Annotated in this window: 21 protein-coding genes and 2 tRNA genes; 8 read left to right on the top strand and 15 right to left on the bottom strand. The window is 72.1% G+C overall.

The genetic code is table 11. The annotated features are described in order from the left end of the window. On the top strand, nt 1-1043 hold a 1043-nt coding region (locus tag LQV45_RS03440), incomplete at its 5' end, for a DUF4349 domain-containing protein (RefSeq protein WP_308288808.1). A gap of 117 nt (nt 1044-1160) precedes the next feature. Here LQV45_RS03440 and LQV45_RS03435 read toward each other — a convergent pair. Then, a tRNA-Glu gene (locus LQV45_RS03435) sits at nt 1161-1236 on the bottom strand. Nucleotides 1237-1442: 206 nt separating this feature from the next. Between LQV45_RS03435 and LQV45_RS03430 the strand changes: the two genes are divergently transcribed. Further along, on the top strand, nt 1443-2081 hold the full coding sequence (locus LQV45_RS03430; RefSeq protein ID WP_230005754.1) for an MBL fold metallo-hydrolase: 639 nt from the start codon (nt 1443-1445) through the stop codon (nt 2079-2081). 146 nt (nt 2082-2227) lie between these two features. Here LQV45_RS03430 and LQV45_RS03425 read toward each other — a convergent pair whose 3' ends face one another. Genes LQV45_RS03425 through LQV45_RS03410 form a run of 4 tightly spaced genes read right to left on the bottom strand, consistent with a single transcriptional unit; the run spans nt 2228 to nt 6359 of the window. Next, nucleotides 2228-2497: an HPr family phosphocarrier protein gene (locus LQV45_RS03425; protein WP_055954014.1), complete on the bottom strand. Its 270-nt coding sequence runs from the start codon at nt 2495-2497 to the stop codon at nt 2228-2230. A gap of 27 nt (nt 2498-2524) precedes the next feature. Continuing rightward, on the bottom strand, nt 2525-4591 hold the full coding sequence (locus LQV45_RS03420; RefSeq protein WP_230005753.1) for a fructose-specific PTS transporter subunit EIIC: 2067 nt from the start codon (nt 4589-4591) through the stop codon (nt 2525-2527). 20 nt (nt 4592-4611) lie between these two features. Beyond that, nucleotides 4612-5577, bottom strand: a complete 966-nt coding sequence (locus LQV45_RS03415; RefSeq protein WP_230005752.1) for a 1-phosphofructokinase family hexose kinase — start codon at nt 5575-5577, stop codon at nt 4612-4614. Continuing rightward, complete coding sequence (locus LQV45_RS03410) at nt 5574-6359, bottom strand: DeoR/GlpR family DNA-binding transcription regulator (RefSeq protein WP_230005751.1); 786 nt, start codon at nt 6357-6359, stop codon at nt 5574-5576. Before LQV45_RS03410 ends, LQV45_RS03415 begins: the two co-directional genes overlap by 4 nt. Nucleotides 6360-6547: 188 nt before the next feature. Between LQV45_RS03410 and LQV45_RS03405 the strand changes: the two genes are divergently transcribed. The 3 genes from LQV45_RS03405 to LQV45_RS03395 are packed head-to-tail and all read left to right on the top strand — an operon-like array spanning nt 6548 to nt 9413. Beyond that, complete coding sequence (locus tag LQV45_RS03405; protein ID WP_230005750.1) at nt 6548-7594, top strand: ABC transporter substrate-binding protein; 1047 nt, start codon at nt 6548-6550, stop codon at nt 7592-7594. Between the two features lie 38 nt (nt 7595-7632). Beyond that, on the top strand, nt 7633-8643 hold the full coding sequence (locus LQV45_RS03400) for an iron ABC transporter permease (RefSeq protein ID WP_230005755.1): 1011 nt from the start codon (nt 7633-7635) through the stop codon (nt 8641-8643). After that, nucleotides 8640-9413, top strand: a complete 774-nt coding sequence (locus LQV45_RS03395) for an ABC transporter ATP-binding protein (RefSeq protein ID WP_230005749.1) — start codon at nt 8640-8642, stop codon at nt 9411-9413. The genes LQV45_RS03400 and LQV45_RS03395 overlap by 4 nt, the downstream gene beginning before the upstream one ends. Nucleotides 9414-9447: 34 nt before the next feature. Here the strand turns inward: LQV45_RS03395 and LQV45_RS03390 are convergent, their stop codons facing one another. The 5 genes from LQV45_RS03390 to LQV45_RS03370 form a co-directional block, all read right to left on the bottom strand. After that, nucleotides 9448-9861 (bottom strand): hypothetical protein, encoded by a 414-nt coding sequence (locus LQV45_RS03390; RefSeq protein WP_230005748.1) that lies wholly within the window; start codon nt 9859-9861, stop codon nt 9448-9450. A 77-nt stretch (nt 9862-9938) separates the two neighbouring features. Then, nucleotides 9939-13046 (bottom strand): hypothetical protein, encoded by a 3108-nt coding sequence (locus LQV45_RS03385; protein ID WP_230005747.1) that lies wholly within the window; start codon nt 13044-13046, stop codon nt 9939-9941. Nucleotides 13047-13161: 115 nt separating this feature from the next. Further along, nucleotides 13162-14133, bottom strand: a complete 972-nt coding sequence (locus LQV45_RS03380; protein WP_230005746.1) for an ABC transporter ATP-binding protein — start codon at nt 14131-14133, stop codon at nt 13162-13164. Beyond that, nucleotides 14130-15632 carry an iron ABC transporter permease gene (locus LQV45_RS03375; protein WP_230005745.1) on the bottom strand — a complete coding sequence of 501 codons (1503 nt, stop codon included), beginning with the start codon at nt 15630-15632 and terminating at the stop codon, nt 14130-14132. Before LQV45_RS03375 ends, LQV45_RS03380 begins: the two co-directional genes overlap by 4 nt. Before the next feature lie 62 nt (nt 15633-15694). Beyond that, nucleotides 15695-16735, bottom strand: coding sequence for an iron ABC transporter substrate-binding protein (locus tag LQV45_RS03370; RefSeq protein WP_230005744.1), 1041 nt, complete (start codon nt 16733-16735; stop codon nt 15695-15697). A gap of 93 nt (nt 16736-16828) precedes the next feature. Here LQV45_RS03370 and LQV45_RS03365 point away from each other — a divergent pair, with 93 nt between their 5' ends. Together LQV45_RS03365 and LQV45_RS03360 are read left to right on the top strand one after the other, a co-directional pair. Continuing rightward, nucleotides 16829-17464: a response regulator transcription factor gene (locus tag LQV45_RS03365; protein ID WP_230005743.1), complete on the top strand. Its 636-nt coding sequence runs from the start codon at nt 16829-16831 to the stop codon at nt 17462-17464. Continuing rightward, the gene (locus tag LQV45_RS03360; protein WP_230005742.1) at nt 17461-18735 is read left to right on the top strand and encodes a sensor histidine kinase; all 1275 of its coding nucleotides are present in this window, start codon (nt 17461-17463) and stop codon (nt 18733-18735) included. The genes LQV45_RS03365 and LQV45_RS03360 overlap by 4 nt, the downstream gene beginning before the upstream one ends. 103 nt (nt 18736-18838) lie before the next feature. Here the strand turns inward: LQV45_RS03360 and LQV45_RS03355 are convergent. From LQV45_RS03355 to LQV45_RS03345, 3 genes are all read right to left on the bottom strand, one after another. Then, nucleotides 18839-18910: transfer RNA gene (locus LQV45_RS03355), tRNA-Gln, on the bottom strand. Nucleotides 18911-19079: 169 nt separating this feature from the next. Beyond that, nucleotides 19080-20594 carry a glutamate--tRNA ligase gene (gene gltX / locus LQV45_RS03350; protein ID WP_230005741.1) on the bottom strand — a complete coding sequence of 505 codons (1515 nt, stop codon included), beginning with the start codon at nt 20592-20594 and terminating at the stop codon, nt 19080-19082. 10 nt (nt 20595-20604) lie between these two features. Continuing rightward, complete coding sequence (locus LQV45_RS03345) at nt 20605-21585, bottom strand: LysR family transcriptional regulator (protein WP_230005740.1); 981 nt, start codon at nt 21583-21585, stop codon at nt 20605-20607. A gap of 81 nt (nt 21586-21666) precedes the next feature. Between LQV45_RS03345 and LQV45_RS03340 the strand changes: the two genes are divergently transcribed. Then, nucleotides 21667-22734 (top strand): aminotransferase class V-fold PLP-dependent enzyme, encoded by a 1068-nt coding sequence (locus LQV45_RS03340; protein ID WP_230005739.1) that lies wholly within the window; start codon nt 21667-21669, stop codon nt 22732-22734. On the opposite strand, the gene LQV45_RS03335 is transcribed toward LQV45_RS03340, so the two are convergent. Beyond that, entirely contained in the window at nt 22718-23959 is a 1242-nt protein-coding gene (locus tag LQV45_RS03335) for an MFS transporter (protein WP_230005738.1), read from the bottom strand. The genes LQV45_RS03340 and LQV45_RS03335 overlap by 17 nt on opposite strands. Then, the gene (locus tag LQV45_RS03330) at nt 23952-24719 is read right to left on the bottom strand and encodes a fumarylacetoacetate hydrolase family protein (RefSeq protein WP_230005737.1); all 768 of its coding nucleotides are present in this window, start codon (nt 24717-24719) and stop codon (nt 23952-23954) included. Before LQV45_RS03330 ends, LQV45_RS03335 begins: the two co-directional genes overlap by 8 nt. Nucleotides 24720-24751: the final 32 nt, after the last annotated feature.

Genomic DNA, 24751 nt, shown 5'->3' with positions numbered 1-24751 from the left:
CCCTCCCCCCGCTCCGCGACGACCGCGTGGATGCCATCGAGACCGCCGTCTTCGCCCGGATCGCCGACGAGCGGACCGCTCGTCGGCGGCGCCGCCGCGCCGTGTGGACGGGCGTCGGTGCCGCAGCGGCCGTCGTCGTCGTGGCCGCCGTCGTCGGCCCGGCCCTGACGTCACCGACGAGCACCGCCGGCTCGTCCGTCGTGGGCGTGAGCGAAGCGGGAGGCGCGGCCGTCCCCGGTCTGAGCACCGGCGAATCGGCGGAAGGTCTCCGCGACATGAGCGGTGCCGCGATCTCTGGCGACGCGTCGGCCGCATCCGGCGTCGATGGTTCGGCGTCGCGCGACATCGTCGCCACCGGATCGAGCACGGTCGCGGTGGACGACGTCACCGCCGCGATCGCGACGATTACGGATGCCGCCACCTCGGCCGGCGGCTACGTGGAGTCGTCGCAGCTGGGCGGGGGCATCGGCGCCGTCCCGCTCGACGGCAGGATGTCGCAGCCGACCGCGTCGTCGGCGTGGATCACGGTCCGGGTCCCCGCCGATGCCCTCGTGTCGGTGATGGACGGCCTCTCCGCCGTGGGCGATGTGACGGCGACGAGCGTGAACCGCTCCGACGTCACCGAGCAGACGGTCGACCTCCGGGCTCGCGTCGCCGCCGGCGAGGCATCCGTCGCCCGTCTCACCGAGCTCATGGCGCAGGCCGGGTCGGTGTCCGACCTCATCGCCGCCGAATCCGCGCTCGCGGAGCGGCAGGCGCAGCTCGACTCCGACCGGCAGGTGCTGAACTCCATCGAATCGCAAGTGGCGATGTCGTCGCTCAGCGTTCAGCTGGCCGAGCGCTCGCAGACCGTGGCCGCCGACCCCGCCGGCTTCGGCGACGGACTCGTGGCCGGGTGGAACGGCCTCGTCGCGACACTCAACGGAACCGTGATCGGACTCGGGTTCCTGCTGCCGTGGATCGCCGTGGGCGCGGTGGCTTTCGTGATCGTGTGGGCCGTGCGGCGGCTGATCCGCCGGCGGCGCGCGAGCAACGAGGGCTGATCGCCCGACGGAATCGGATGCCAGGCTCACGGCATCCGATTCCGTTCGCGCCGTGGGCGCGGGCGCGCCGACAAAAGGAAAGAGCCCCGACCATTCGGTCGAGGCTCTTTCTCATGTTGGTGACCCCAGCGGGATTCGAACCCGCGTTACCGCCGTGAGAGGGCGGCGTACTAGGCCGCTATACGATGGGGCCGCGTCGCAACCGTTCAAGTATGCACTACGGATGCCGCGCACGACAAATCGGGCCGCGAATGACTCGCAGCCCGGGCGTGTCCGGCCCACCGTATCGCGGGACCGGCCCGAAGGGAAGGGCGGACGCGAGACGTTCATCCCCTGGCATCCGGATCGCTCCCCGTCCAGCGGTTGCAGCGTCCCCCACCGCGGAGTTGACTCGACGGCATGCAGGTCACCAAACACGAACACGCCGCCCTCGTCGTCACCAAGGCGGGCCACACCCTCGTCATCGACCCCGGCAGCTTCACTTCGCCGCTCGAAGACCTCACGGGCCTCGTCGGCGTCGTCATCACGCACGAGCACCCCGACCACTGGACGCCCGAGCACCTCACCCGCCTGCAGAAGGCGCACCCGGGCGTGCCGATCTACGGCCCGGAAGGCGTGCAGAGGGCCGCCGCCGGCTTCGAGATCACGACGGTGCACCCCGGCGACACCCTGGACCTCGGTCCGTTCCACCTGGAGTTCTTCGGCGGCCGCCACGAGGTCATCCACGAGTCGATCCCCGTCGTCGACAACGTCGGCGTGCTCGTCAACGACGCGCTGTACTACCCGGGCGATTCGTACGCCGTTCCGAAGCACACCAAGGTCGCGCTCCTCGCCGCTCCCGTCGGCGCGCCGTGGCTCAAGATCTCCGAGGCGATGGACTTCGTACTGGCGGTCAAGCCCGCGCGCGCCTTCGCCACCCACGACATGACCCTCTCGGTCGCCGGAAAGCAGATGGGCAACGCCCGCCTCACCTGGGCCGTCGAGCAGAACGGCGGGACCTTCGTCGATCTGCAGCCCGGCGACTCGACCGAGGTCTGAGCCGCACAACTCCGGCAGAACCGGCGTCTGCGGCCCACGACACCCGCGCGGCCGGGTTCCTGCAGGAGTTGTGCCGCCCGCACACGGAAACACCGGATGCCACGAGCCCTGGGGCCCGTGGCATCCGGTGTTTCGTGCAGAGAGGCTTACTGCGCGTCGAGGTCCGTCTCCAGCAGGGCGACGAGCTCGTCGAGCGCCTGCTCGGCGCCCTCGCCCTCGGCCTTCAGCGTCACGACGGTGCCGTGACCGGCGCCGAGGCCCATGAGCGAGAGGATGCTGCCGGCGTTGAGGTCGGCACCGCCGTCGGCCGAGATGGTGACGGGGATCTTCTTCTCCTGCACGGCCTGCACGAAGAGCTTCGCGGGACGGGCGTGGAGACCGGAGCTGCTGGCGATGGTGGCCTGACGTTCTGCCATGGTGATTCCTTTCGAACCGATGGGGGCTTAGGCGGCGACGGAGGCGGCCGGAGCGGCCTCGGCGACGGCGGAGTCCTGGGCGTTGCGACCGATGCCCTTGAGAGCGACGATGAGCAGCGCCGTCACGACCGTACCCGCCGCGATTGCGAGGGCAAAGCCCCAGAACGGGTTGATCGCGAAGAAGACGAACACCCCGCCGTGCGGCGCGTACGACTGCACGGCGAGCAGCATGCTGAGGCCTCCCGTGATCGCGCCGCCCACCATCGAAGCGGGGATGACGCGCAGCGGGTCGGCCGCGGCGAACGGGATCGCGCCCTCGGAGATGAACGAGGCGCCGAGCAGCCACGCGGCCGCACCGTTCTCGCGCTCGACCGGCGTGAACTTGCCTCGGGCCAGAACCGTGGATGCCAGGGCCATCGCGAGCGGCGGCACCATGCCCGCGGCCATGACGGCGGCCATGATCAGGTACGGCGCGGTGTTGGTCTGGGTCGCAGCGGCCAGGCCCGTCGTCGCGAAGACGTACGCGACCTTGTTGACGGGTCCACCGAGGTCGAAGCACATCATGAGGCCGAGGATGACACCGAGCACGATGGCGCCAGCGCTCGACGCCGCGAGCGAGGTGAGGCCCTCGGTGAGCGCCGCCATGAGGGCGGCGATCGGGCGGCCGAGGAAGAGGATCATCAAGCCCGAGGCGAAGATCGAGCCGAGGAACGGCACGATGACGACGGGCATCAGACCGCGCAACCAGCGGGGTGCGTCGAAGCGGCCGAGCCACCACGCGATGAAACCGGCGAGAAGACCGCCGATGATGCCGCCGATGAAGCCGGCGTTCATGAGCACGGCGACGGCACCGGCGACGAAGCCGGGGGCGATACCGGGACGGTCGGCGATCGCGTACGCGATGAAGCCCGCGAGCACGGCGACGATGAAGCCCATCGACGTCGCGCCGATCATGAAGGCGACCGAACCGAGGTACTGACCCACCGGTCCGAGCGGCGACGTGATGCCCTCGGTCGGGAGGTCCCACAGCGAGTTCTGGATGATGACGTTGGCCGCGTTCTGCGTGACCTGGTAACCGCCGAGCAGGAAGCCCAGGGCGATGAGCAGACCGCCACCGGCGACGAACGGGATCATGTAGCTGACACCGGTGAGGAGCCAGCGCTGGATGCGGCGACCCACGGACTGCTGAGCGACGGGGGCGTCCGACGCCGAGGCACCGGCGGCGCCGCCCTGCACGCGCGCGGCGTTCGGGTTCTGCGACGCCGCGACGGCCTCGGCGATGAGCTGCTTCGGCTGCTCGATGCCGCGCTTCACACCGGCGCGCACGACGGGCTTGCCCGCGAAGCGCTGGGGCTCGCGGACGTCGACGTCGACGGCGAAGATCACGGCGTCGGAGTCGTCGATGACGCTCTGCGGCAGGGCCTTGTAGCCGCTCGACCCCTGCGGCTCGACGACGAGCTCGACGCCGTCGGCCTCGAGGCCCGCGGCGGTGAGCGCATCGGCGGCCATGAACGTGTGCGCGATGCCGGTGGCGCACGCGGTGACGGCGACGATCTTCGTCGTCTTCGTCGCGGTGGCCGTGCGGGCCTCGGCGCGGGTCGCCGCGGCCGGAGCGGCCGCGGGGGCCTCGGCCGGAGCGGGCGCGGGGGTCACGGCATCCGTGATGATGCGCACCGCGTCGGCGGGGCTCGCGGCGGAGCGGAGTCCCGCTGTGAACTCGGGCTTCATGAGGCTGCGGGCGAGCTGCGACAGCACCGCCAGGTGCGCCTCGTCTGCTCCGGCGGGTGCCGCGATGAGGAACACGATGTCGGCGGGCCCGTCGGGAGCACCGAAGTCGACGCCGGGCGTCAGGCGGGCGAAGGCGAGCGTCGGCTCGGTGACCGAGGCGCTGCGCGCGTGCGGGATGCCGATGCCGCCGGGGAGTCCGGTCTCGTCCTTCTGCTCGCGGGCCCAGGCGTCGTCGAAGAGCTCCTGCGCGCTGGTCGCGCGGCCCTGCGCGACGACGCGCTCGGCCAGAGCACGGATGACCGACTGCTTGTCGGCCCCCAGGGGCGCGTCGAGGCTGACGAGCTCCGGTGTGATGATCTCGGACATTGTCTTGTGACCTTTCGTGGTCAGGATGTTGCGGTGGAGGTGGAGAAAGCGGTCACGGCGATCGGGCCCGAGGGCAGATCCGCCGGTGTCGGGGCCTGCGTCCCCGGCAGGGTCGCCGCAGCTGCGCCGTACGCGATGCTGCGGGCGAGACGGTCGGGGGCGGTCGCCCCTTCGAGGTCGGCGAGCAGGTAGCCGGCGAGCGAGCTGTCGCCCGCGCCGACCGTGCTCGCGACCTGGATCTTGGGGGCGCGTCCGCGCCACGCGCCGCCGGCGTCGAAGAGGAGCGCGCCGTCGGCACCGAGGGTCACGAGAGCGGATGCCACCCGCTCGGGGACGAGAGCGGCCGCCCGGCGCGTCGCCGCGCCGATCACGTCGTCGTCGACCGCCGGGTCCTCGCCGACCAGTTCGGCGAGCTCTTCGTGGTTCGGCTTGATGAGGTCGGGGCGCGCGGTGGCGACGACCGCGGCCAGGGCCGGGCCCGAGGCATCCACCGCGATCCGCGGGGCGGCGGCGCCCCAGCGCTCGCGGACCGCGGAGATGAGGTCGGCGTAGAACGTCTCGGGCACACCGGGCGGGAGCGAACCGGCCAGCACGAGCCACGTCGCGCCCTCGGCCGCGGCGACGACGCCCGCGGTGAGTGCGGCCGCCTCGTCCGCCGACAGCTCGGCGCCGGGGAGGTTGAGCTTGGTCGTCTCGCCGAGCGGGTCGGTGATCGTCAGGTTCGCGCGGGCGCGGCCCGAGACGGGCACGATGTCGAGCGCCACGCCGGTGTCGTCGAGCAGCAGTCGGTACGGGTCGTGGTCGTTGACGGGCACCACGGCGCGCGCGGGCGCACCCGCGGCGGAGACCACGCGGGCGACGTTGACGCCCTTGCCCCCGGCATCCTCGCGGGAGGAGTCGGCGCGCTGGACCTCACCCGGGACGAGCGGACCGGGCAGGAGCACCGCACGGTCGGCGGACGGGTTGGCGGTGAGGGTGACGATCATGCGACACGCACCTCGGCGTCGGCGTCGGCCAGGGCCTGCGCGAGGACGTCGGGAGGGGTGCCGTCGGTGACGAGCACGTCGATCTCATCGAGGCGGGCGAAGCGCACGAGCAGTTCCTCTCCGAATTTGGCGGTGTCGGCCACGACGACGACGCGCCGGGCCGCGTGGATGATCGCGGTCTTGACCGCGGCTTCCTCGGGGTCCGGGGTGCTGAGTCCGAAGCCGGCGCTCAGGCCGTTGGTTCCGATGAAGGCGATGTCCGGCCGGAGCTCGCCGATCGAGCGCACCGTGTGCGCGCCGACGGCTGCGGCGGTGACTCCGCGGACCTTCCCGCCGATCACCGTGAGCGAGACGCGATCGTCGCCCGCGAGCAAGTGCGCCGCTTCGAGCGAGTGCGTGACGATCTCGACGCCACCGGCGCCCTCGCTGAGGACCTGGGGCAGTTCGGCAGCGACGGCGGCCGGGGTCGTGCCCGCGTCGATGAAGATCGAGCCGCGGAACCCGGGGGTGAGCAGCCGGGCGGCCTCGACGCCGATCGCGCGCTTCGCCTCGCCCTGGCGCAGGCGGCGCTCGGACAGAGAGGCCTCGGTCGTGCTCGCGCGGTCGACACCGACAGCGCCGCCGTGGACGCGGCGTAGCGCACCCGTCCGCTCGAGACGGTCGAGGTCGCGACGAACGGTCTCGGTGGTGACGTCGAAGCGACGGGCGAGGTCGACGACGCTGACGCGTCCGATCTCGCGCAGTTCGCGCTCGATGAGCTGCTGGCGCTCCATTGCGTACACGGGATCCCCTTCGAAGATTCCCACACGTTACAACACGAACCCACACGAAGCAACAGCGATTCTTCGGTCATTTGCCACGCCCGCGCGGCGTTTCGATTTGACCTTCGGACAGAGAACCAGAAACAGTGAGGTAAGCCTTACCAACATCGATGCGCCGCTCCGGCCCATCGCCCCCACGGAGATTCCGGATGCCACACACCCGCGCCTTTGCTCTGCCCGCTGCTCTTCTCGCGACCGTCGTCGCCCTCACCGGCTGCGGCGCGTCCGAGCCGGTTCCCGAGACGACCGTCGCCGCCGGCGGCGACGGGACGACCACCTACCCGCTGACGCTCGAGAACTGCGGGCGCGAGATCACGGTCGACGCCGCACCCGAGCGCGTCGTCTCGCTCGACCAGAACTCCACCGAGATCCTGCTCTCGCTCGGTCTCGTCGACCGCATGGTGGGCACGGCATCCTGGACGGATCCCGTCCTGGACTCCCTCGCCGACGCCAACGCGCGTGTCCCGCGCTTGGCGGACAACGCCCCCTCGTACGAGGTCGTCCTCGGCGTCGATCCCGACTTCGTCACCGCCTCGTTCGGTCGGCACTTCGCCCAGGGCGGGGTGGCCACGCGCGATCGCTTCGCCGAGACCGGCATCCAGAGCTACCTCTCCCCCACCGACTGCGAGGGCGCCGTGAGCATCAACGGCGGCGGCACGCGCACGATCGCCCTGACCGAGGACGTCCTGTACGGCGAGATCCGCGACCTCGCCGCGATCTTCGACGTGTCGGCGCGCGGCGAAGAACTCATCGCCTCGCTGCAGGAACGCGCGGCGGCGGCGACGGACGGCGTCGACTTCGGCGGGCGATCGGTGGTCTTCTGGTTCGCCGACACCAAGACGCCCTACATGGCGGGCGGTCTCGGCTCCGCCGCGCTGCTGGCGAAGAGCGCCGACATGACCGGCGTGTTCTCGGATCAGAGCGACGACTGGCGCGCGGTGGGCTGGGAGAGCGTCGTCGCCGCCGACCCCGACGTCCTGGTGCTCGGCGACCTGCAGCGCGACCGATTCCCCGGCGACCGCCTCGACGACAAGATCGCCTTCCTCGAGGGCGATCCCTTGACCTCGACCATGACGGCCGTCCGCGAGAAGCGCTTCATCGCGCTGCACGGCGCTGAGATGAACCCCTCGATCCGCTTCGTCGACGGACTCGAGAAGATCCGCGCGTGGTGGGACGAGAACCGGAGCACGCTCTGAGCGCCGCGGTCGCGGCTCCGGTGCGCGCACGCGCGCGGATGCCGCTGGGTCTTCTCCTCACCCTCGTCGGGACGGTCGCCCTCGTGCTCTCGCTCGGCGTCGCGATCACGCTCGGTCCCGCCGATGTCTCGCTCGTCAACGTCCGCGACGTAGTGCTGAACCACCTCGGTCTCGCGGACATCCCCGTGCGCGCGGCCAAGGACGCGATCGTCTGGGAGGAGCGGCTTCCCCGGGCCCTCGTCGCCGCGTGCACGGGCGCGGGCCTTTCGCTGTGCGGCGTGGTCATGCAGTCGCTCCTGCGCAACCCGCTCGCGGAGCCGTTCGTGCTGGGCGTGTCCTCCGGCGCCTCCACCGGCGCGGTCGTGATCGGTGTGCTCGGGGTGGGCGGTGGCATCCTGGGCCTGTCCGGCGGCGCGTTCGTCGGAGCGCTCCTCGCTTTCGGACTCGTGCTCCTGTTGGCCCGGTTCACCTCGGGCGGAACCTCCGGCGTCGTGCTCGCGGGCGTCGCCAGCACCCAGTTCTTCTCGGCGCTGACGTCGCTGGTGGTGTTCGCGGTCGCGGACTCCGACGAGACGCGGGGCGTGATGTTCTGGCTCCTCGGATCGCTCGAGGGCATGCGGTGGGACAACGTCGCGCTGTGCGCCGCGGTCGTCGCCGCCGGCGCCGTGGTGTGCCTCCTCGCCGCCCGAGCGTTGGACGCCTTCGCCTTCGGCGACGACGTGGCGTCCTCGCTCGGCATCCCCGTCGCCCGCACCCGCATCGGCCTCCTCGTCGTCACCGCGCTCATGACCGCGACCCTGGTCAGCGTGGTCGGCGCGGTGGGCTTCGTCGGGCTCGTCGTGCCGCACGCGGTGCGACTGCTGGTCGGACAGCGGCACGTCCGCGTGCTGCCGGTGTCCCTCGTCGTGGGCGCCGTGTTCATGGTGTGGGTGGATGCCGCCACCCGCACCCTGTTCGCCCCCACCCCCCTGCCGGTCGGCGTCGGCACCGCCATCATCGGGGTGCCCGTGTTCGTGGCGCTCCTCGTCCGCCGGAGGAAGCGCGCATGACCCTCGAGACGCGCAACGTGCACTGGACCCGCGGCGGGGCGCTCGTCGTGGACGGGGTCTCGCTCCGGCCCGCCCCCGGCAGCACCGTGGGACTGCTCGGGCCGAACGGGTCGGGCAAGTCCTCGCTGCTGCGCCTGCTGCAGGGCGCGGCGCGTCCCGATACGGGCGACGTGCTTCTCGACGGAGCGCCGCTGCGCACACGCGGACGCCGCGAGGTCGCCCGGGCGGTCGCGGTCGTCACGCAGCACGCCGAGACCGACACCGACATCGTCGTGCGCGACGTGGTGCGCCTGGGACGCACGCCCCACCGCCCGATCTGGGGTGGGTCGAGCCCGGAGGACGAGGCCGCCATCGACGGCGCCCTCGCGCGCGTCGGGCTCGCCGACAAAGCGGACCGGCTCTGGCACACGCTTTCCGGCGGTGAGCGTCAGCGTGCGCAGATCGCTCGAGCGCTCGCGCAGGAACCCCGCGAGCTGCTCCTGGACGAACCGACGAACCACCTCGACATCCGGCACCAGCTCGACATCCTCGCGCTGGTCGCCGCACTCCCGGTCACGAGCATCATCGCGCTGCACGATCTCAACCTCGCCGCGACCTACTGCGACCACATCGTCGTTCTCAAACGCGGTGCCGTCGTGGCCGGCGGGCACCCGGATGAGGTCCTCACCCCGGAGCTGATCGCCGAGGTCTACGGCGTGCGCGCACGCGTCCTGCGCGACGAGGCCGCGGAGCGCGCGACGATCGTGTTCGAGGGGCCGTTGGCATCCTGACGCGTGCGGCGCGAGCGGTGGCCGCCGCGGTCGATCAGGGAGCGACGACCGAGATGGTGAACTGGATCTCGCCGCCGTCGGGGCCGGTGAGCGTCGCTTCGGTGGAGCCGATGGCGCGAGCCTCGAAACCGGGCCGGAACGTCGCCCCTTCGTCGGATCCGCCGGCCGAGAACTCCGCGATCGCGGGATCAGCGGTAGTGCCCCGCCACTGATCCTCGGTTCCGTCCTCGACCGCGATCACCAGAGCGGTGCCGACGACGACAGACACATCGGTGCCGTCGAGTTCGCCCGGCGACAGGATCGTCGGCGGCAGGGCCTGCAGGCCCCCCGCGGTGGCCGAGCTGGGCGCCGAGCCGCCACCGGTGGTGGACGGCGTCTGGCCCGGGGCGCACCCGGCCGAAAGGAGCACGACGGCGGCGAGGACGGCGAGCACGGACGAACGCTTCATCAGGACCTCTTCTCGAGACGGATGTCTTCGATCGGATGCTATCGCTCGACGAGCGGGGTGCCCGGTACGCCGCCCCCTCAGCGCCCGCGTCGGCGGCGTGCCTCGACGGCCACGGCACCGCCCGCGGCGGCCGTCAGCGCCGCTCCCAGGGCCACCGCGAGCCACAGCGCCCCGTCCACGCCGGACCGCGCGAGCGTTCCACCGGCCCGGCTGTCGGCGACGACCGGAGTCGTCGTCACGGACGGGCTGGGGGCCGGCGAAGTCGTCGGGGTCGGTGTCGGTGTTGGCGTCGGTGTCGGCACCGCCGCGCCGATCCGCACGCTCGCCTGCTGCACGCGTGCCGAACCGGCGCCCTCCGCGCGCACCGATGTCGCGCCCAGTGCGGCATCCGCGGCGATCGTCGTCTCGATGACCGCGGTACCGTCCGCGTCCGCGATCACCCACGGCAGTGCAGACCCGGCGATCTGGGCGAGCACCGCTTCCCCGACGCGGAAGCCGGTGGCGGTCAACCGCAGGGTGTCACCGCGGCGGGGCTCGGCATCCGAGACCTTGAGCGTCCCGGGCGTCCGGGCGGCGGCGAGTTCGGCGCACACGTCGCCTTGGACACCGAAGGCCGGCACCGGAGCGGCGTCATCCCCCTGCACACCGTCGTCCTCGCGGACGAAGATGTCGGAGAAGTCGGAGGAACCCGACACGACTCGCTCACCGGTCGTCGCCGCGGTCCCCGCGATCGACACGCCCGAACCGGACGGATCGCTGTTCCCCACGATCTGAACGGGAGCGGGCACGCACGTCTGCCCGGGGGCGAAGGTGACGCGCTCCGCGCCGAGACCGGCCGGGGGTGCCTCGCCACCCGGCCCGGGGTTCGTGCCGAGATAGACGCTCACCGGCTCATCGGCCGCGCGATTCAGCCACACCGCGACCGCCGCGGTCCACTCTTCGGATCCCTCTTCCACACGGGTCTCTGCCACGTTGACCCCGGGACGCGCGACTGCCGCGGGCGCGCCCGCCGAGGGGGTGTCGAAGGCAAGGTCAGACAGGAGGAGCGATCCGGATGCCACATCGTCGGCACCGAATCCCGGCTCCAGAACCACTTCTCGCACATCCGAGAGGTCGATTCCCCGCAGCTCGTCCAGCGGAAGGGTGATCTGCTGCAGCACGACCTTGTCGAGCCCCCGTGCTCCGCCCGGCATTCGGTTGACCGAGTACGGGTTGAGCATCGACGCGGGCGTGGAGGCTTCGGCCCCTGATCCGTCGATGAGCGTCAGCGAGAACTCGGTCCCGATGAACACGTCGTCGCCGGGCGCCACCTTCACCGTCAGCTGCGCGTGGTCGCGCACGTCGCGCTGGTCGGCGGGCAAAGCGACGCGGAGGCGAGCACCGAAGGTCTCTCTCCATTCGAACCGCGTCGCCGGGAAGAGCGGCACGTACGGGGCGAGGAACGCGGGGTTCCAGTGCGGGACCTCACCGTACGACCGGTAGGAGCACGACTCGCTCGTGGAACCCGCGCAGAGCGTCACGGTGGCATCCCCCTCGACGGTCACCGCGGCGCCCCCTCCGGCGAAATCGGTGATGAGGGCGGTCTCCGAACGCGCCTGCGTAGCGATCACCCGCACGTCGGCAAAGGGCGTGAGGGTCGTCGAGGGGGCGACGGATCCGTCGAACAGGGGACGGAACTCCTCGTCGCCCCCGAGAACCATGCGGAAGAAGCCGGTCATGTACGACACCCCCACCTGGTACTGCTCCGCGGCGCTGAGGCGCGTGCTGTCGACGGTCGCGCAGCTCGAGGTCGTGTCCTCGGGGTTCCAGTCGTCGGCTCCGCCCACCGGGTACTCCCCCGGCGTCCACACCGAGCTGAAGAAGTTGTGGTTGGCGCCCATGACCCACATCGCCGACCGCAGGACGTCGTCGCCGAAGGCGCGGCGGGAGTCGTCGATGTACTTCTGCCCCTGCTGGTCGGACACGTCGCCGTCACAGTACGGCAGCATGGCCAGGGTCGTCACGTCGGAGAGGGTGCGGCGGGCGAAATCGGTCGGGGCTAACGGGAGCACGGCCAGGATGCCGTAGCGGTCATCGGCCGCGGCGTTCAGCTGCGCGGCGGAAACGACGCCTTCGCCGCCCCGCGAGTGGCCCATGAGGCCCACGCGGTCCAGATCGAACCGGCCGTCGAGATCGGCCGCGGTCACGCCCGAAGGCGGGGCCGGCTGATCGGCGCGTGAGGTGGCGCGCTCCAGGGCATCGTCGAACGTGCGGGTCACGGCATCCTGACCCTCCGGGCGATCCTCGTACGAGACCTCCGCCCCACGCGCGAGTCGGTCGAGCATCTCGAGAGTGTCCAGCACCAGACGGCCGCGCGCCTGCGCGCCCTGGTCGAGGGTGAACTCCGAATCGGTGGCGTTGATGGCGTTCGCCGAAATCGAGACGACGTTGTAGCCGTGCGAGGCGAGGGCACGGCCCGTGCCCTCGTACCCGAGGTAGGACCGGATCTGCATCTGGGCGCTCGGGCAGGGCCAGTCCGCGGTCGACTCACCCGACACGGCGTCACCGCACGTGGCATGCCGGCCGTGTTCGAGCACGACGACCGGCCGGGGGCCGGATGCGGAACTCAGGTAGATCTTGCCCACCATCTCGCCACGGGCGTCGCGGTAGCCGGCGAGTTCGATCGCCGTGTCACCGAAGTCGTACTCCGCCTCGGTCACCGTGTACGGGCCGGGCTCCGCGGGGTCGGTGACGGGGTCGGAGGGAGCGAGGGCTTCGAGCTGCCGCTCGAGCGTGTCGTTCTCGGGGTCGGGGGCACGCCGCTGGCCGGAGCCGTCTGCGCCGTCCTCCCCCGCCTTCGGGCCCGATCCCGACGCCCAGCCCTTCACGACCTCACGGGCCGTGGCGACACGGTCGTCGAACGTCGTCACCGAGAGGGTGCGGCCACCGTCCGAGGTTCGCGCGATCCCGATCGGCTCGCCGTCGACGACGATCGTCGGCGCGTCACTCACGATCGGGAGGGGTTCGTCCAGACGCAGGGTGACGGCATAGCCGCCGGGGGCGCGTTCGACGGTCCAGTCCTCGCCCGAAGCGACGACGATGTCGTCGGGACTCTGGGCCGAAGCGGGTGCTGCGACCACCCCGGTGACGAGCAGGGCGATCAGCGAAGCAACGGCGATGTGCCGGCGCCGAGGAAGAATGCGCATCGGGGCGACTCCGGGGTCGGTCGGGCGAACGACCCCGAGGACACGACGATCCCCCAGGTCACGTGATTCTGGCATTCAAGCAGACCGGACGATAGTGCGCGAGTGTTCTCGACCGTCACCGTGTCGGCGCGGGATGCGTCCGCCCTTCCACGCGAAGCCCGACCTCGGCGCCGATCTGCGCGTCGGACGCGAAGGGCGAGCATCCGACGTCCAGCACGTCTCCTCCCGCGAGCTGCACGGAAGCGATCACCCGCGCCCCCTCATCGACCACCGCAGTGACGATCCCGCGGACCGGCGCGGTCGCATCGAGCGAGATCTGGGATGGACGCACGAACGCCTCATCCTCCCCGTCCCCGCGCAGCGCCGCCGGAACGGCCACGACCTCCCCGGTCAGCCGCGCGATCTCGAGCGAGCGCGGATGACGGTAGACCTCCCCCGGTGCACCGATCTGTGCCACCGAACCGCGCTGGAACACCGCCACCCGATCGCCCGCGAGGAACGCTTCGGCACGGTCGTGGGTGATGAGCACAGTGGCGACACCCACCTCGCGCAGCAGCGCACACACGCCCGTCCGTACGTCGGCGCGGAGAGCCGCGTCGAGGGCGTTGAAGGGTTCGTCCAGGAGCACCACCGCCGGTCGCGCGGCGAGGGCGCGAGCGACCGCGACCCGCTGGCGCTGGCCACCCGACAGTTCGTGCGGAAGCCGATCGGCGAATCCCGACAGCTGCACCAGGTCGAGCAGACGTCGCACCTCCGGGTGCTGCGCGGCCCGGCGCGGCGACACCCCCGGCAGACCGTAGGCGATGTTGCCGGCCACCGTGCGGCGCGGGAACAACGCTCCCTCCTGCGGGACGAGCCCGACCCCGCGCCGGTGCGTCGGGACGCCGGTGACGTCGCGCCCGTCGAGCGCGATGGTGCCGGACGAGAGCGGATGCAGCCCGGCGATCATCCGCAGAAGCGTGGTCTTTCCGCTCCCCGACGGACCCAGCACCGAAACGATCTCTCCCCCGCCGACGTCGAGATCGACGTCCTCGACGACCGACCGGGATCCGTAGCCGCCCGACACGGCGCGCACCTGCAGGGTCATCGTGAGTCCTCTCCGAGGGAACGGATGCCATGGGCCATCGCCAGCGCCGGCACGAGCCCCACCGCCACCAGCAGCAGCGCGGGCCACGCGGCGGCACCGTACGCGCCGGCGCTCGTGGCCGCCCACAACTCGGTGGCCAGGGTGTCGACCCCGATGGGGCGGAGCATGAGCGTGGCGGGCAGCTCTTTCATGACGGCGGCCATGACGAGTACTCCCCCGGCCAGGATCCCCGGGGCGGCGCTCACGAGGGTCACCCGGCGCCAGGCCGCGGCCGGCCCGTCGCCGAGCGTGCGCGCGACGTCCTCCAGGGCGGTCGGCACCGCGGCGAACGCCGCGCGGCTCGACCCGATGGCCTTGGGGAGGAACAAGACCGCGTAGGCGACGACCAGGGCGGCCGCGCCCTGGTAGGCGCCGGGAGCCAGCGCGAGAGTGAGGGCGACCAGAGCCAGCGCGACGACGAGCCCCGGGAGCGCGTGGCCGATCGAGCTGAGGGTTTCGAGCACCGCCACGACCCGGGTGCGATGCCGGGCGCCGAGCCACGCCACGGGGAGCGCGGCAAGCACCGTGACCAGGGCGGCACCCGCGCCCAGCGCGAGCGTCGTCGTTGCCGCCTGCACCAGCTCCGGTACCGTCGCGGCGTAGCGACCCGCGAACGGGAGCCTCGCGACCAGGGCCGCGAGCGGCACCGCCACCGCGGCGACACCGACCAGCGCGAGACCGGCGACGATCGCGGCCGTGGCCCCACGACCGATCGTGACCGGCGCGGGCGGCGAGGCGTGCAGGGCGGCGCGCGCTCCCGCGCGCCGCCGGGCACCGGACTCGGCCGCAACGCAGAGCGCGGCCAGGACCGCCAGCACCAGCCCCATGGCGGCCGACAGGGAGCGGTCGAAGCCGCCGGTGAACTGGGCGTAGATGCCGGTGGTGAGGGTGTCCACGCGCAGCAGCGCCGGCGCCCCGAAATCCGACAGCGCGTAGAGGGCGACCAGGAGTGTCCCCGCCAGGGCGGCGGGGAGCACCTGCGGCAACGTCACCGAGAGGAAGGCACGCACGGGAGGACGCCCGAGCGTGCGGGCGACATCCCCGACCGAGGTATCGATCCGGGCCAAGGCAGCCATGGTCGGCACCGTGACATAGGGCGCGGTCGAGAGCACGAGAACGGCCACGAGCGGCCCGGGCCCCGACAGCCCTGGGATCACGCTCATCCAGCCGAACGCGGCGACGAAGCTGGGGAGCGCCAACGGAAGGCACGCGATCACACGCCAGAGAGCGCGCGCGGGAAGCCACACCCGAGTGAGCGCCCACGCGGTCGCCACGCCGAGGACGAGCGCGCCCGCCGCGGTCGCGAGCGTGATCGCGACGGTGGCGAGGAGGAGATCGAGAGTCCGCGGGCGGAAGACGACGGCAGCCACCGCGGCGGGGTCTCCCGCGGCCACCCGCACGACGAGTTGCACGAGCGGTGCCGCGACCGCCGCGGCGACGAGCGTGGCGGCGGCGAGCACGAGCACCGGGGTGCCCGACCGCGCGGTCAGGGCACCCCGGTGCCGGGTACGGGCGGGAGCGGTCAGAGCAGTCCCGCCTGAGTGAGCATCGCGACCGTGTCCTGGACAGACGACAGCGACGACAGATCGATGTCGGGACCGCCGAGCTCGGAGAGGGCCGGCACCCCTGCCGGCGAGGCCGCACCCGCGACGAGCGGATACTCGGACGTCTCCTCGGCGAAGTAGGTCTGCGCCTGATCCGACAGCAGGAAGGCGACGAACTCCTGCGCGGCGCGAGAGTCGGCGGCGCCGGTGAGGATGCCGGCACCCGTGACGTTCACGAGGGCCGAGACCGTGCCGGGGTCACCGAACTTCAGCTGGGCACGAAGGGTGGCCGGGTCCTGCTCGGAACGGGCCCAGTAGTAGTGGTTGATGAGGCCGAGGGGGACGACGCCGGTGTTGACCGCTTCGAGCACCTCGCCATTCTTGGCGTAGATCTGTGCGTCGTTGGCAACCATGCCCTCCAGCCACTGACGCGCGCGCTCCTCGCCCTCCTCGACGCGCAGCGCGGTGAGGAAGGCCTGGAACGACGCGTTGGAGGGGACGATCGCGACCTTGCCCTTCCACTCCGGCTGGGTCAGCTCGAACACGTCGCCGGGGATCTGGTCGGCGGTGTAGGTCTGGCTGTCGTAGGCGATGACGCGCGCGCGACCGGTCAGGCCCACCCACGAGCCGTCGGTGGAGGTGTACTCCGAGGGAACGGTCGAGGTCACGGCCTCGGGCAGTGTGCTGAGCAGGCCCGCGGCATCCACCGCTCCGAGAGAGCCGGAGTCCTGGGACAGGAAGACCTGCGCGGGCGTGCGGTCGCCCTCTTCGAGGAGCTGGGCGGCGAGCTCGGTGGACCCGGCGTAGCGCACCTCGACGTCGATGCCCGAAGCCTCTTCGAACTGCGCGATGAGCGGGGCCACGAGCTTCTCGTCGCGGCCGGAGTACACCACGAGCGAGGTCTCGTTCTCGGTCGACTCGGGGGCGGCCTCCGGCCCACCGCTGGCGCACGACGACAGGGCGAGGGCGCCCGCGAGGGTGAGGACGAGTGCGCTGAGCGCGGGACGGAATCTGGGCATGATGCTCCTGGGATCGACGGTGCGGGGGGGGCGTCGCGACATACTGAGGCTAGCCTTACCTTCTTCGCTGGGACCCCCTAAACTGAGGGGGTTATGACCGCCGTCGCCCCCGTCGCCCCGGCCGTGCGGGTGCTCGTGCTCGACGACCACCGGGTGTTCACCGACCTCCTCGCTTTCGCCCTGGACGCCACGCCCTCGGTGTCGTGCGCCGCGACGGCCGCCACTCTCGACGAAGGGCGCCGCAAGCTCGCGGCCCTCGAGGTCGACGTCGTCGTCATCGACGTGCACCTCGGCGAGGACGATGGCCTCACCGCCCTCGCGTCGCTCGCCGAGCTCCGTCCCGGCGCCCGCCTCATCGTGCTGACCGGGCACCCCACCGCCGCGGGCGCGGCGCAGGCGCGTGCCGCGGGTGCATCCGCGTATCTGGCGAAAGACACCCGCCTCGACGATCTCGTCGACGCGATCCGCACCGCGTCTCCGGAGCGCCCGCGCATCACGCCCGGGCTCCCCTCCTCACCGCTCGACACGCTGTCACCGAGAGAACGCGACGTCCTGGCGCTGCTGTGCGAGGGGCGCCGCCCCGCCGACATCGCTCACGAGCTCGGCCTGTCGGCGCACACCGTCCGCGATCACGTGAAGGCCCTACGCGAAGCCCTGGGCGCGCGCTCCCAGCTCGAGGTGGTCTCGATCGCCCTCGCTCGCGGTCTCGTCCCGCCGCGCCGCCCGTGACGCCCGCACGGCTCATCCGCCGACACGTGCTCGCCGCTATCGGCGTGGCGGTCGCACTGCTGTGCGCGCTCATCGTGATCGAGTGGCGCCTCGCCACCGCCGAGGCCGATCGCGTCACACGGGAGGCGGCCGGACGCGTCGCCGAACGCGTGTCCGACGCTCTGGCCGCGACCGAGGTCGGCGGCGTTCCGGATGCCGCCGACCTCGACGCCCGCCTCGAGGGGTTCTTCGCCGCCGGGACCGTGGCGCGGGTGAAGGTGTGGCGCATCGACGGCGAAACCGCACGGGTCGTGTACTCCGACGAACCGAGTCTGATCGGCAGCGAACGGCCGTACTCCCCCCACCTCGCCGACCGACTGCGCCGTGAGGGCGTCGTCGTGCACGAGGTTCCCGATGACGTCGAGCACCGCTTCGAGACCACGGATTCGCGCGAGCTCCGCGAGGCCTTTCTGGGCTTCCAGGATGCCGACGGCACGCCACTGCGCCTCGAGGTCTACGTCCCCGTCTTCCGCGACGCCTGGGTCACTTCGACGCTCACCGTCTACCTGCCCGTCCTCGTGGCCGGGATGATCGCGCTCGCCGCCGCGCTCGCTCCCCTGTCGATCCGCCTCGCGCGCGGTCTCGCCGCGGCCGAGGCCGACCGGCGCGAGGCCGTCGCCTTCGGCCTCCGCGCACGCGAGGGCGAGCGCCTCCGACTCGCCCGCCGCCTGCACGACAACGTGCTGCAAGACCTCACCGGCTCTGCGCTGGCGCTGCAGGCCATGGCATCCCGGCCCGAGGCCGACCCCGCTCGGCTCACGCGCGTCGCCGACACGCTCGCCGACGATGCCCGAATGCTCCGGACCCTGCTCGACGGCGACCTCGAGGTGGCCCCGCTCTCCCTGCGAGCGGCGCTGGCCGAGATCGCATCGGAAGACGAGGCCGGGCCGCCGGTGTCGGTCGAGGTGGCTCTCGACGAGGATCCGGATGCCGAGACCGTCCGCCTTCTCACCGAGGCCGCCCGCGAACTCGTGCGCAATGCGCGGCGCCACGCTCAGGCCGAGACCATCCGCGTCGCCGTCGTTGCCGCCGGCGAAGAGACGATCCTCACGGTCGCCGACGACGGGCGTGGGTTCGCCGAGGATCCCGGCGCGACGGCGCGGCACGGCATCCGCCTTCTCGAACGAGCGGTCAGCGATGCCGGCGGGCGTCTCGCGATCGCGACCGGATCGCGCGGGACATCGGGCGCGGTCCGCCTGCCGCGTGAGTGGCGCGCTCACGCGTCCGCGTGAGGCCTCCTGCCCCGCCACGCACGCCGGAACCGTTGAGCCGGCACCCCGGGGAGGCGGGCGAGCGGCAGCAAAAAAGACCCCCGAAAATCGAGGGTCTTACTTGCTGGGGTACCTGGACTCGAACCAAGAACAACGGAACCAGAAACCGCCGTGTTGCCAATTACACCATACCCCAAGGCGCTGAGCCGTAACTCGTGCCGAGGATCAAGCTTACGTGACGCGGAGCCGTCCGCCAAACCGACGCCGCCCCGCGCGCGTCGCGGCGCCGACTTCCCGGCATCCGAAACCAGAACGCGCGGATGCCGACACCGGCATCCGCGCGCTTCCGTCGCTGAGGAAGAGCCTCAGCCCAAGTGCTGCACCAGGGCGTCGAGGCGGCGCAGGGTCGCGGCCTTGCCGAGCAACTCCATCGACTCGAACAGCGGCGGTGACACCCGGCGACCCGTCAGGGCGACGCGGGGCGGGCCGTAGGCGACGCGGGGCTTGAGGCCCAGTTCGTCGACGAGAGCGGTCGAGAGCGCTTCCTGCACGGCAGCAGCGGTGAACTCCCCCTCGGGCACGAGCTCGAGCGCACCGACCGAGGCGACGAGAACCTCGGCCGCGTTGGCGGGCAGGCCCTTCATCGCGTCCTCGGCGTAGTCGACGTCCGAAACGAAGAGGAAGCCCAGCATCCCGGGCACCTCCCCCAGCAGCTGCACGCGCTCCTGCACGAGGGGCGCGGCGGCGGCGATGATCGCGCGGTGCTCCTCGGTCGGCTCCTCGGCGATCAGCCCGGCGCCGGCGAGGTACGGGACGATGCGGGCCGCGAAGTCGTCGGCATCCAGCATCCGGATGTGATCGCCGTTGATGGCCTCGGCCTTCTTCTGGTCGAAGCGGGCCGGGTTGGGGTTCACGTCGGCGATGTCGAACGCCGCGATCATCTCGTCGAGCGAGAACACGTCACGGTCGTGCGAGAGCGACCAGCCCAGCAGCGAGAGGTAGTTGAGCAGACCCTCGTGGATGAAGCCCTTCTCGCGCTGCAGGAAGAGGTCCGCCTGCGGGTCGCGCTTGGAGAGCTTCTTGTTGCCGGTCTCGCCGAGCACGAGCGGCATGTGGCCGAAGCGCGGGATGTACGTCGTCACACCGGCATCCAGCAGGGCGCGGTACAGCGCGAGCTGACGCGCCGTCGACGGCATGAGGTCTTCGCCGCGGATGACGTGCGTGATGCCCATGAGGGCGTCGTCGACGGGGTTCACGAATGTGTAGAGCGGGATGCCGCCGGCCCGCACGATCACGAAGTCGGGGAACGACCCCGCCGGGAAGGTGACCTCGCCGCGGATGAGGTCGACGAACGTCAGATCTTCGTCGGGCACGCGCACCCGCCACGCGGGCTCGCGACCCTCGGCGCGGAAGGCGGCCTTCTGCTCGTCAGTCAGGTCGCGGTCGAAGTTGTCGTAGCCGAGCTGCTTGGCGCGGCCGTTGGCCTCGTTGCGCGCGTCGATCTCTTCGGCGGTCGAGTAGCTCTCGTACACGGCGCCGGCGGCGACGAGCTTGTCGAGCACCTCGCGGTAGATCTCGTGACGCTGCGACTGCCGGTACGGCGCGTGGGGTCCGCCGACCTCGACACCCTCGTCCCAGTCGATGTTCATCCAGCGCAGCGCCTCGAGGAGCTGCTGGTAGCTCTCTTCGCTGTCGCGCGCGGCGTCGGTGTCTTCGATGCGGAAGACGAGCCTGCCGCCGTTGTGCCGGGCGTACGCCCAGTTGAACAGCACCGTGCGGATCAGGCCGACGTGCGGCAGCCCCGTCGGTGAGGGGCAGAACCGGACGCGAACGTCGGCGCCGGTGGCGGTCGTGGTGCGGGGATCGGGCGTGGCAGACATCCCCTCGATCCTACTCGCGGGAGCGCGCCGATCCGGGGGCGGGAGCGACAGGATGCCGGTACTCGGCGAGCATCTCGTCCATCACCTGCAGCGCGGCCCCGACGGCGGGCACGCGTTCCGCACCGCGCGCGGTCACGACGTGCAGCGTGCGAGCCTCGGCGGCAGGCAGGCGCGGCGCCGCGATCCCAGCGACGAGCGGGAGGGATGCCACGGCCATCCGCGGCAAGATCGCGACACCGACCCCCTGGGCCACGAGGTTCTCGACGGCGATGTAGTTGTCGGTCTCGAACGCGATGTCGGGGACGAACCCCGCGCGCCCGCAGGCCTCGAGCAGGTGGCCGCGACACTGGGGGCACCCGGCGATCCACCGCTCCCCCGCCAGCTGCGACAGGTCGATCGGACCGCCGTCCGCGGCGGGGTGCTCGATCGGCACGACCAGCACGGTGTCGTCGACCCCCACCGTCCGCACCGACAGCCCGCTCGCCGCGGACGCCGAGTGCTCGCCCCGGTCGCCCGGGTAGCTGTAGGTGAGCGCGATGTCGGCGCGGTCCTCGCGCACGGCAGCGATGGCGTCGGGCGGCTCCGCCTCGACGAAGCTGATCGACACCCCCGGTCGGCGCGCCGAGACCGCCGCGATCACCCGCGGCACGACCGTGGAGGACGCCGAAGGGAAGGCCGCGATCCGCACGCGCCCCGCGCGCAGGCCGCGGAGCTCCGCGAGGTCGCCGGCCGCGGCATCCAGGGCGGTCGTCACGGTGGCCGCGTGTCGGGCGAGCATCCACCCCGCCTCGGTCAACCGCACGCCGCGGCCGACGCGCTCGACGATCGGCAGTCCGGCCCGACGCTCGAGGCGCCGCAGCTGCTGGCTCACCGCGGGTTGGCTGTACCCCAGGGCGCGCGCGGCCGCGGTGATGGACCCGGTGTCGGCGATTGCTTTCACCACGCGCAGGGCGTGGGCGTCGAGGCCGTCGTCGAGGGGCGGGTCGGTCATGCGAACACATAACCAGATCGAATGTTTCTCATGCAACACCTGCCGTAGTGGAATGCGTGGACGGGTCGGCATCCTGGATCCATGACGCTCGCCCCGCACTTCGCCGGCGGTCGCGACTACCTCGCGGCCTGCACCGTCGGCCTCCCGTCTCGCGCGACCGTGGCGGCTCTCTCGTCCGACCTCGCGGCCGCGGCATCCGGTCGCCCCGACGTGGCAGCCGCCACCCGCGCCGCCGAAGACGCGCGACGCTCCTACGCGCAGCTGGTCCGCGCGCCGGTGTCGCAGGTCGCGATCGCCGCGCAGACCTCCGTCGCCGTCTCGCTCATCGCCGCGTCGGTGCCCGAGGGCGCCGAGGTGCTGTGCCCGGAGGGCGACTTCGCCTCGCTCGTCGCCCCGTTCGCGCACACGGTCCGCGGCATCCGCCTGCGCACCGTCCCGCTCGCCCGACTCGCCGACGAGATCACCGCGGACACGTGGCTCGTCGCGTTCTCGCTCGTGCAGTCCGCGACGGGCGAGGTCGCCGACGCTCTCGCCATCGCCGCGGCCGCCGCGCGCACGGGCACCCGCACGCTGTGCGACCTCACGCAGGCCGCGGGATGGCTCCCCGTGGATGCCACCCTGTTCGACGCCACCGTCTGTCACGCCTACAAGTGGCTGTGCGCGCCGCGCGGCGTCGCCTTTCTCACCCTCTCGCCCTCGTTCGCGGCGGGGCTGCGGCCCGTGCAGGCCGGGTGGTACTCCGGCGACGACCCGTGGGCCTCGTGCTACGGCGCGGAGGCGCGACTGGCGCCCGACGCCCGGCGCTTCGACGTGTCCCCCGCGTGGCAGGCGTTCGTCGGCGCCGCCCCCGTGCTCGAGATGTTCGCCACCGCCGACGCCGCCGCCGTCCATGCGCACGCCACGGGGCTCGCCGCGCGGTTCCGTGCCGGCCTCGACCTCGCCGAACCCGATCGCCCCTCCGCGATCGTCACCTGGCCGGATGCCGAGGGCTGCGCGCTCGCGCGACTCACGGCATCCGGGATCATCGCCTCCGGACGGGCCGGACGCGCCCGCGTCGCGTTCCACGTCTTCAACGACGAAGACGACGTCGACCGCGCACTCCGCGCCCTCCGGGCGGAGCGGACCGCTCCGGTCAGCCTCGCGCTCTGACCCACACCGCGCCGAGACACACCGCCGCGACCGGCACGAGCGCCCACAGCGCCAGACCGCCGTAGCCTGCCACCCCGAGGATGAGCCCGGCCGCGACCGAGCCGACCGCCGCGCACGCGGTCATCAGCGTGTCACTACGTCCCTGACGACGCGGCCGTCCGGCCACCGGGGTCGCCTCGGTCAGCAGCGCCGACCCGGCGACGGTGGCCGCGCTCCAGCCGAGCCCGAGGAGCACGAGAGCGACGAGCACGCCGGCCTGCGACCACGACAGGGTCGCCGCCACCGCCAGTGCCGCCGCGAGCAACACCTGACCGAGGAGCACGATCGGAATGCGGCCGACGCGGTCGGCCAGGATGCCGAAGATCGGAGACAGGCCGTACATGCCGAACACGTGCAGCGCGATCGTGACCCCGACCGCGAGGGTCACGGCATCCGGGGCGACGATGTGCGAGAGGTGGACGGGCGTCATCGCCATCACGGACGCCATCGTGACGTGCGAGGCCGCCACCGCGAGCATCGCGTACCGGGCGAGCCGGGGCCGATCGACGACGGAATCCTCGACCGACCGCGAGCCGGTGCGCGCTTGACGCTGCGCCAGCAGCAGCGGGTCCGGCCTCAGCACGAGCACGTACAGCGCCAGGGCGCACGCCTGGGCCGCGAACGAGAAGAGGTACGCACCCGTGAGCCGTGGCATCCCGATGCCCGCACCGAGCACTTCGCCCGGCGCGAGCAGCAGCGGCCCCACGACCCCGCCCACCGTCGTCGCCCACACGACCGTCGCGAGGTCTCGGCCCCGGCGACGCGTGCTCGCGAGGTCGGTCGCGGCGAACCGCGCCTGCAGCGTGCCGGCGTTGCCCGCACCGATGAGGGCGATGCCGACGAGCAGCACCGGGAACAGGCGCGTCGAAGCGGCCAGCACCACGATCGCGATGCCGACGAGCGCGGCGATGTTCCCCGCGCTCAGCGCGAAGCGACGGCCGCGGACAGAGGCCAGACGCGCCAACGGGATCGCCGTCAGCGCCGCTCCCAGCGTGACCGCCGCCGTGGCGAAGCCGGACAGGGCGTCCTGCCCCGAGAGGTCCGCCGCGAGCAGCGCACCGAGCGACAGCGTCGACCCGAACGCCACCCCGCTGAGGACCTGGCCCGAGGCCAGCACCCGCACGGTCCGACGCTGGACGGCCGCGATGTCGACCGCGGAATCCACGTCGGGGCTCGTGTCAGGCATCGCGCACGGTGTTGCGCAGCACTCCGATCCCGCTGACCTCGACCTCGACGGTGTCGCCCGCCTCGAACGGCCCGATGCCCGCGGGCGTTCCGGTGAGGATCAGATCGCCCGGCAGCAGCGTGAACACCGCGGAGGCGTATGCGATCAGGTCGGGCACCGAGTGGATCATGTCGGACATGGGCCCGTTCTGCCGCACCTCGCCGTTGACGCGCGTCGTGATGACGGCGGCATCCGTGTCCAGATCGGTCTCGATGACCGGCCCGACCGGGCAGAACGTGTCGAATCCCTTGGCGCGGGTCCACTGCCCGTCGCGGCTCTGGAGGTCGCGCGCGGTCACGTCGTTCGCGACGGTGTAGCCGAAGACGTAGTCGAGAGCGCGCTCGGCGGGGACGTTCTTGGCGATACGCCCGATCACGACCGCGACCTCGCCCTCGTAATCGGTGCGGGAACTCAGGGCGGTGGGCCGCACGATGACGTCGTCGGGACCGATCACCGACGTGTTCGGCTTCAGGAACATCAGGGGTTCGGCGGGAGCCTCGCCGCCCATCTCGGCCGCGTGGTCGTGGTAGTTCTTGCCGATGCAGACGACCTTCGAGCGCGGGATCACCGGCGCGAGCAGCGTCACTTCGGTCAGCGGGATCCGCTCCCCCGTCGTGTCGAAGCCCGCGAACAGAGGATCGCCTTCGAGGACGACCAGTTCGCCGTCGTCGATGATCCCGTAGCGGAGCGTTTCCTGGTGGCTGAACCGAGCGATCTTCACCCCTCCAGCCTATCGGCGGCCTCCCCCATGGC

The organism is Microbacterium sp. Bi128 (genome assembly GCF_918698205.1).
Note: the sequence above shows the minus strand (reverse complement) of the source record. Positions and strands in the feature narration are given on the sequence as shown.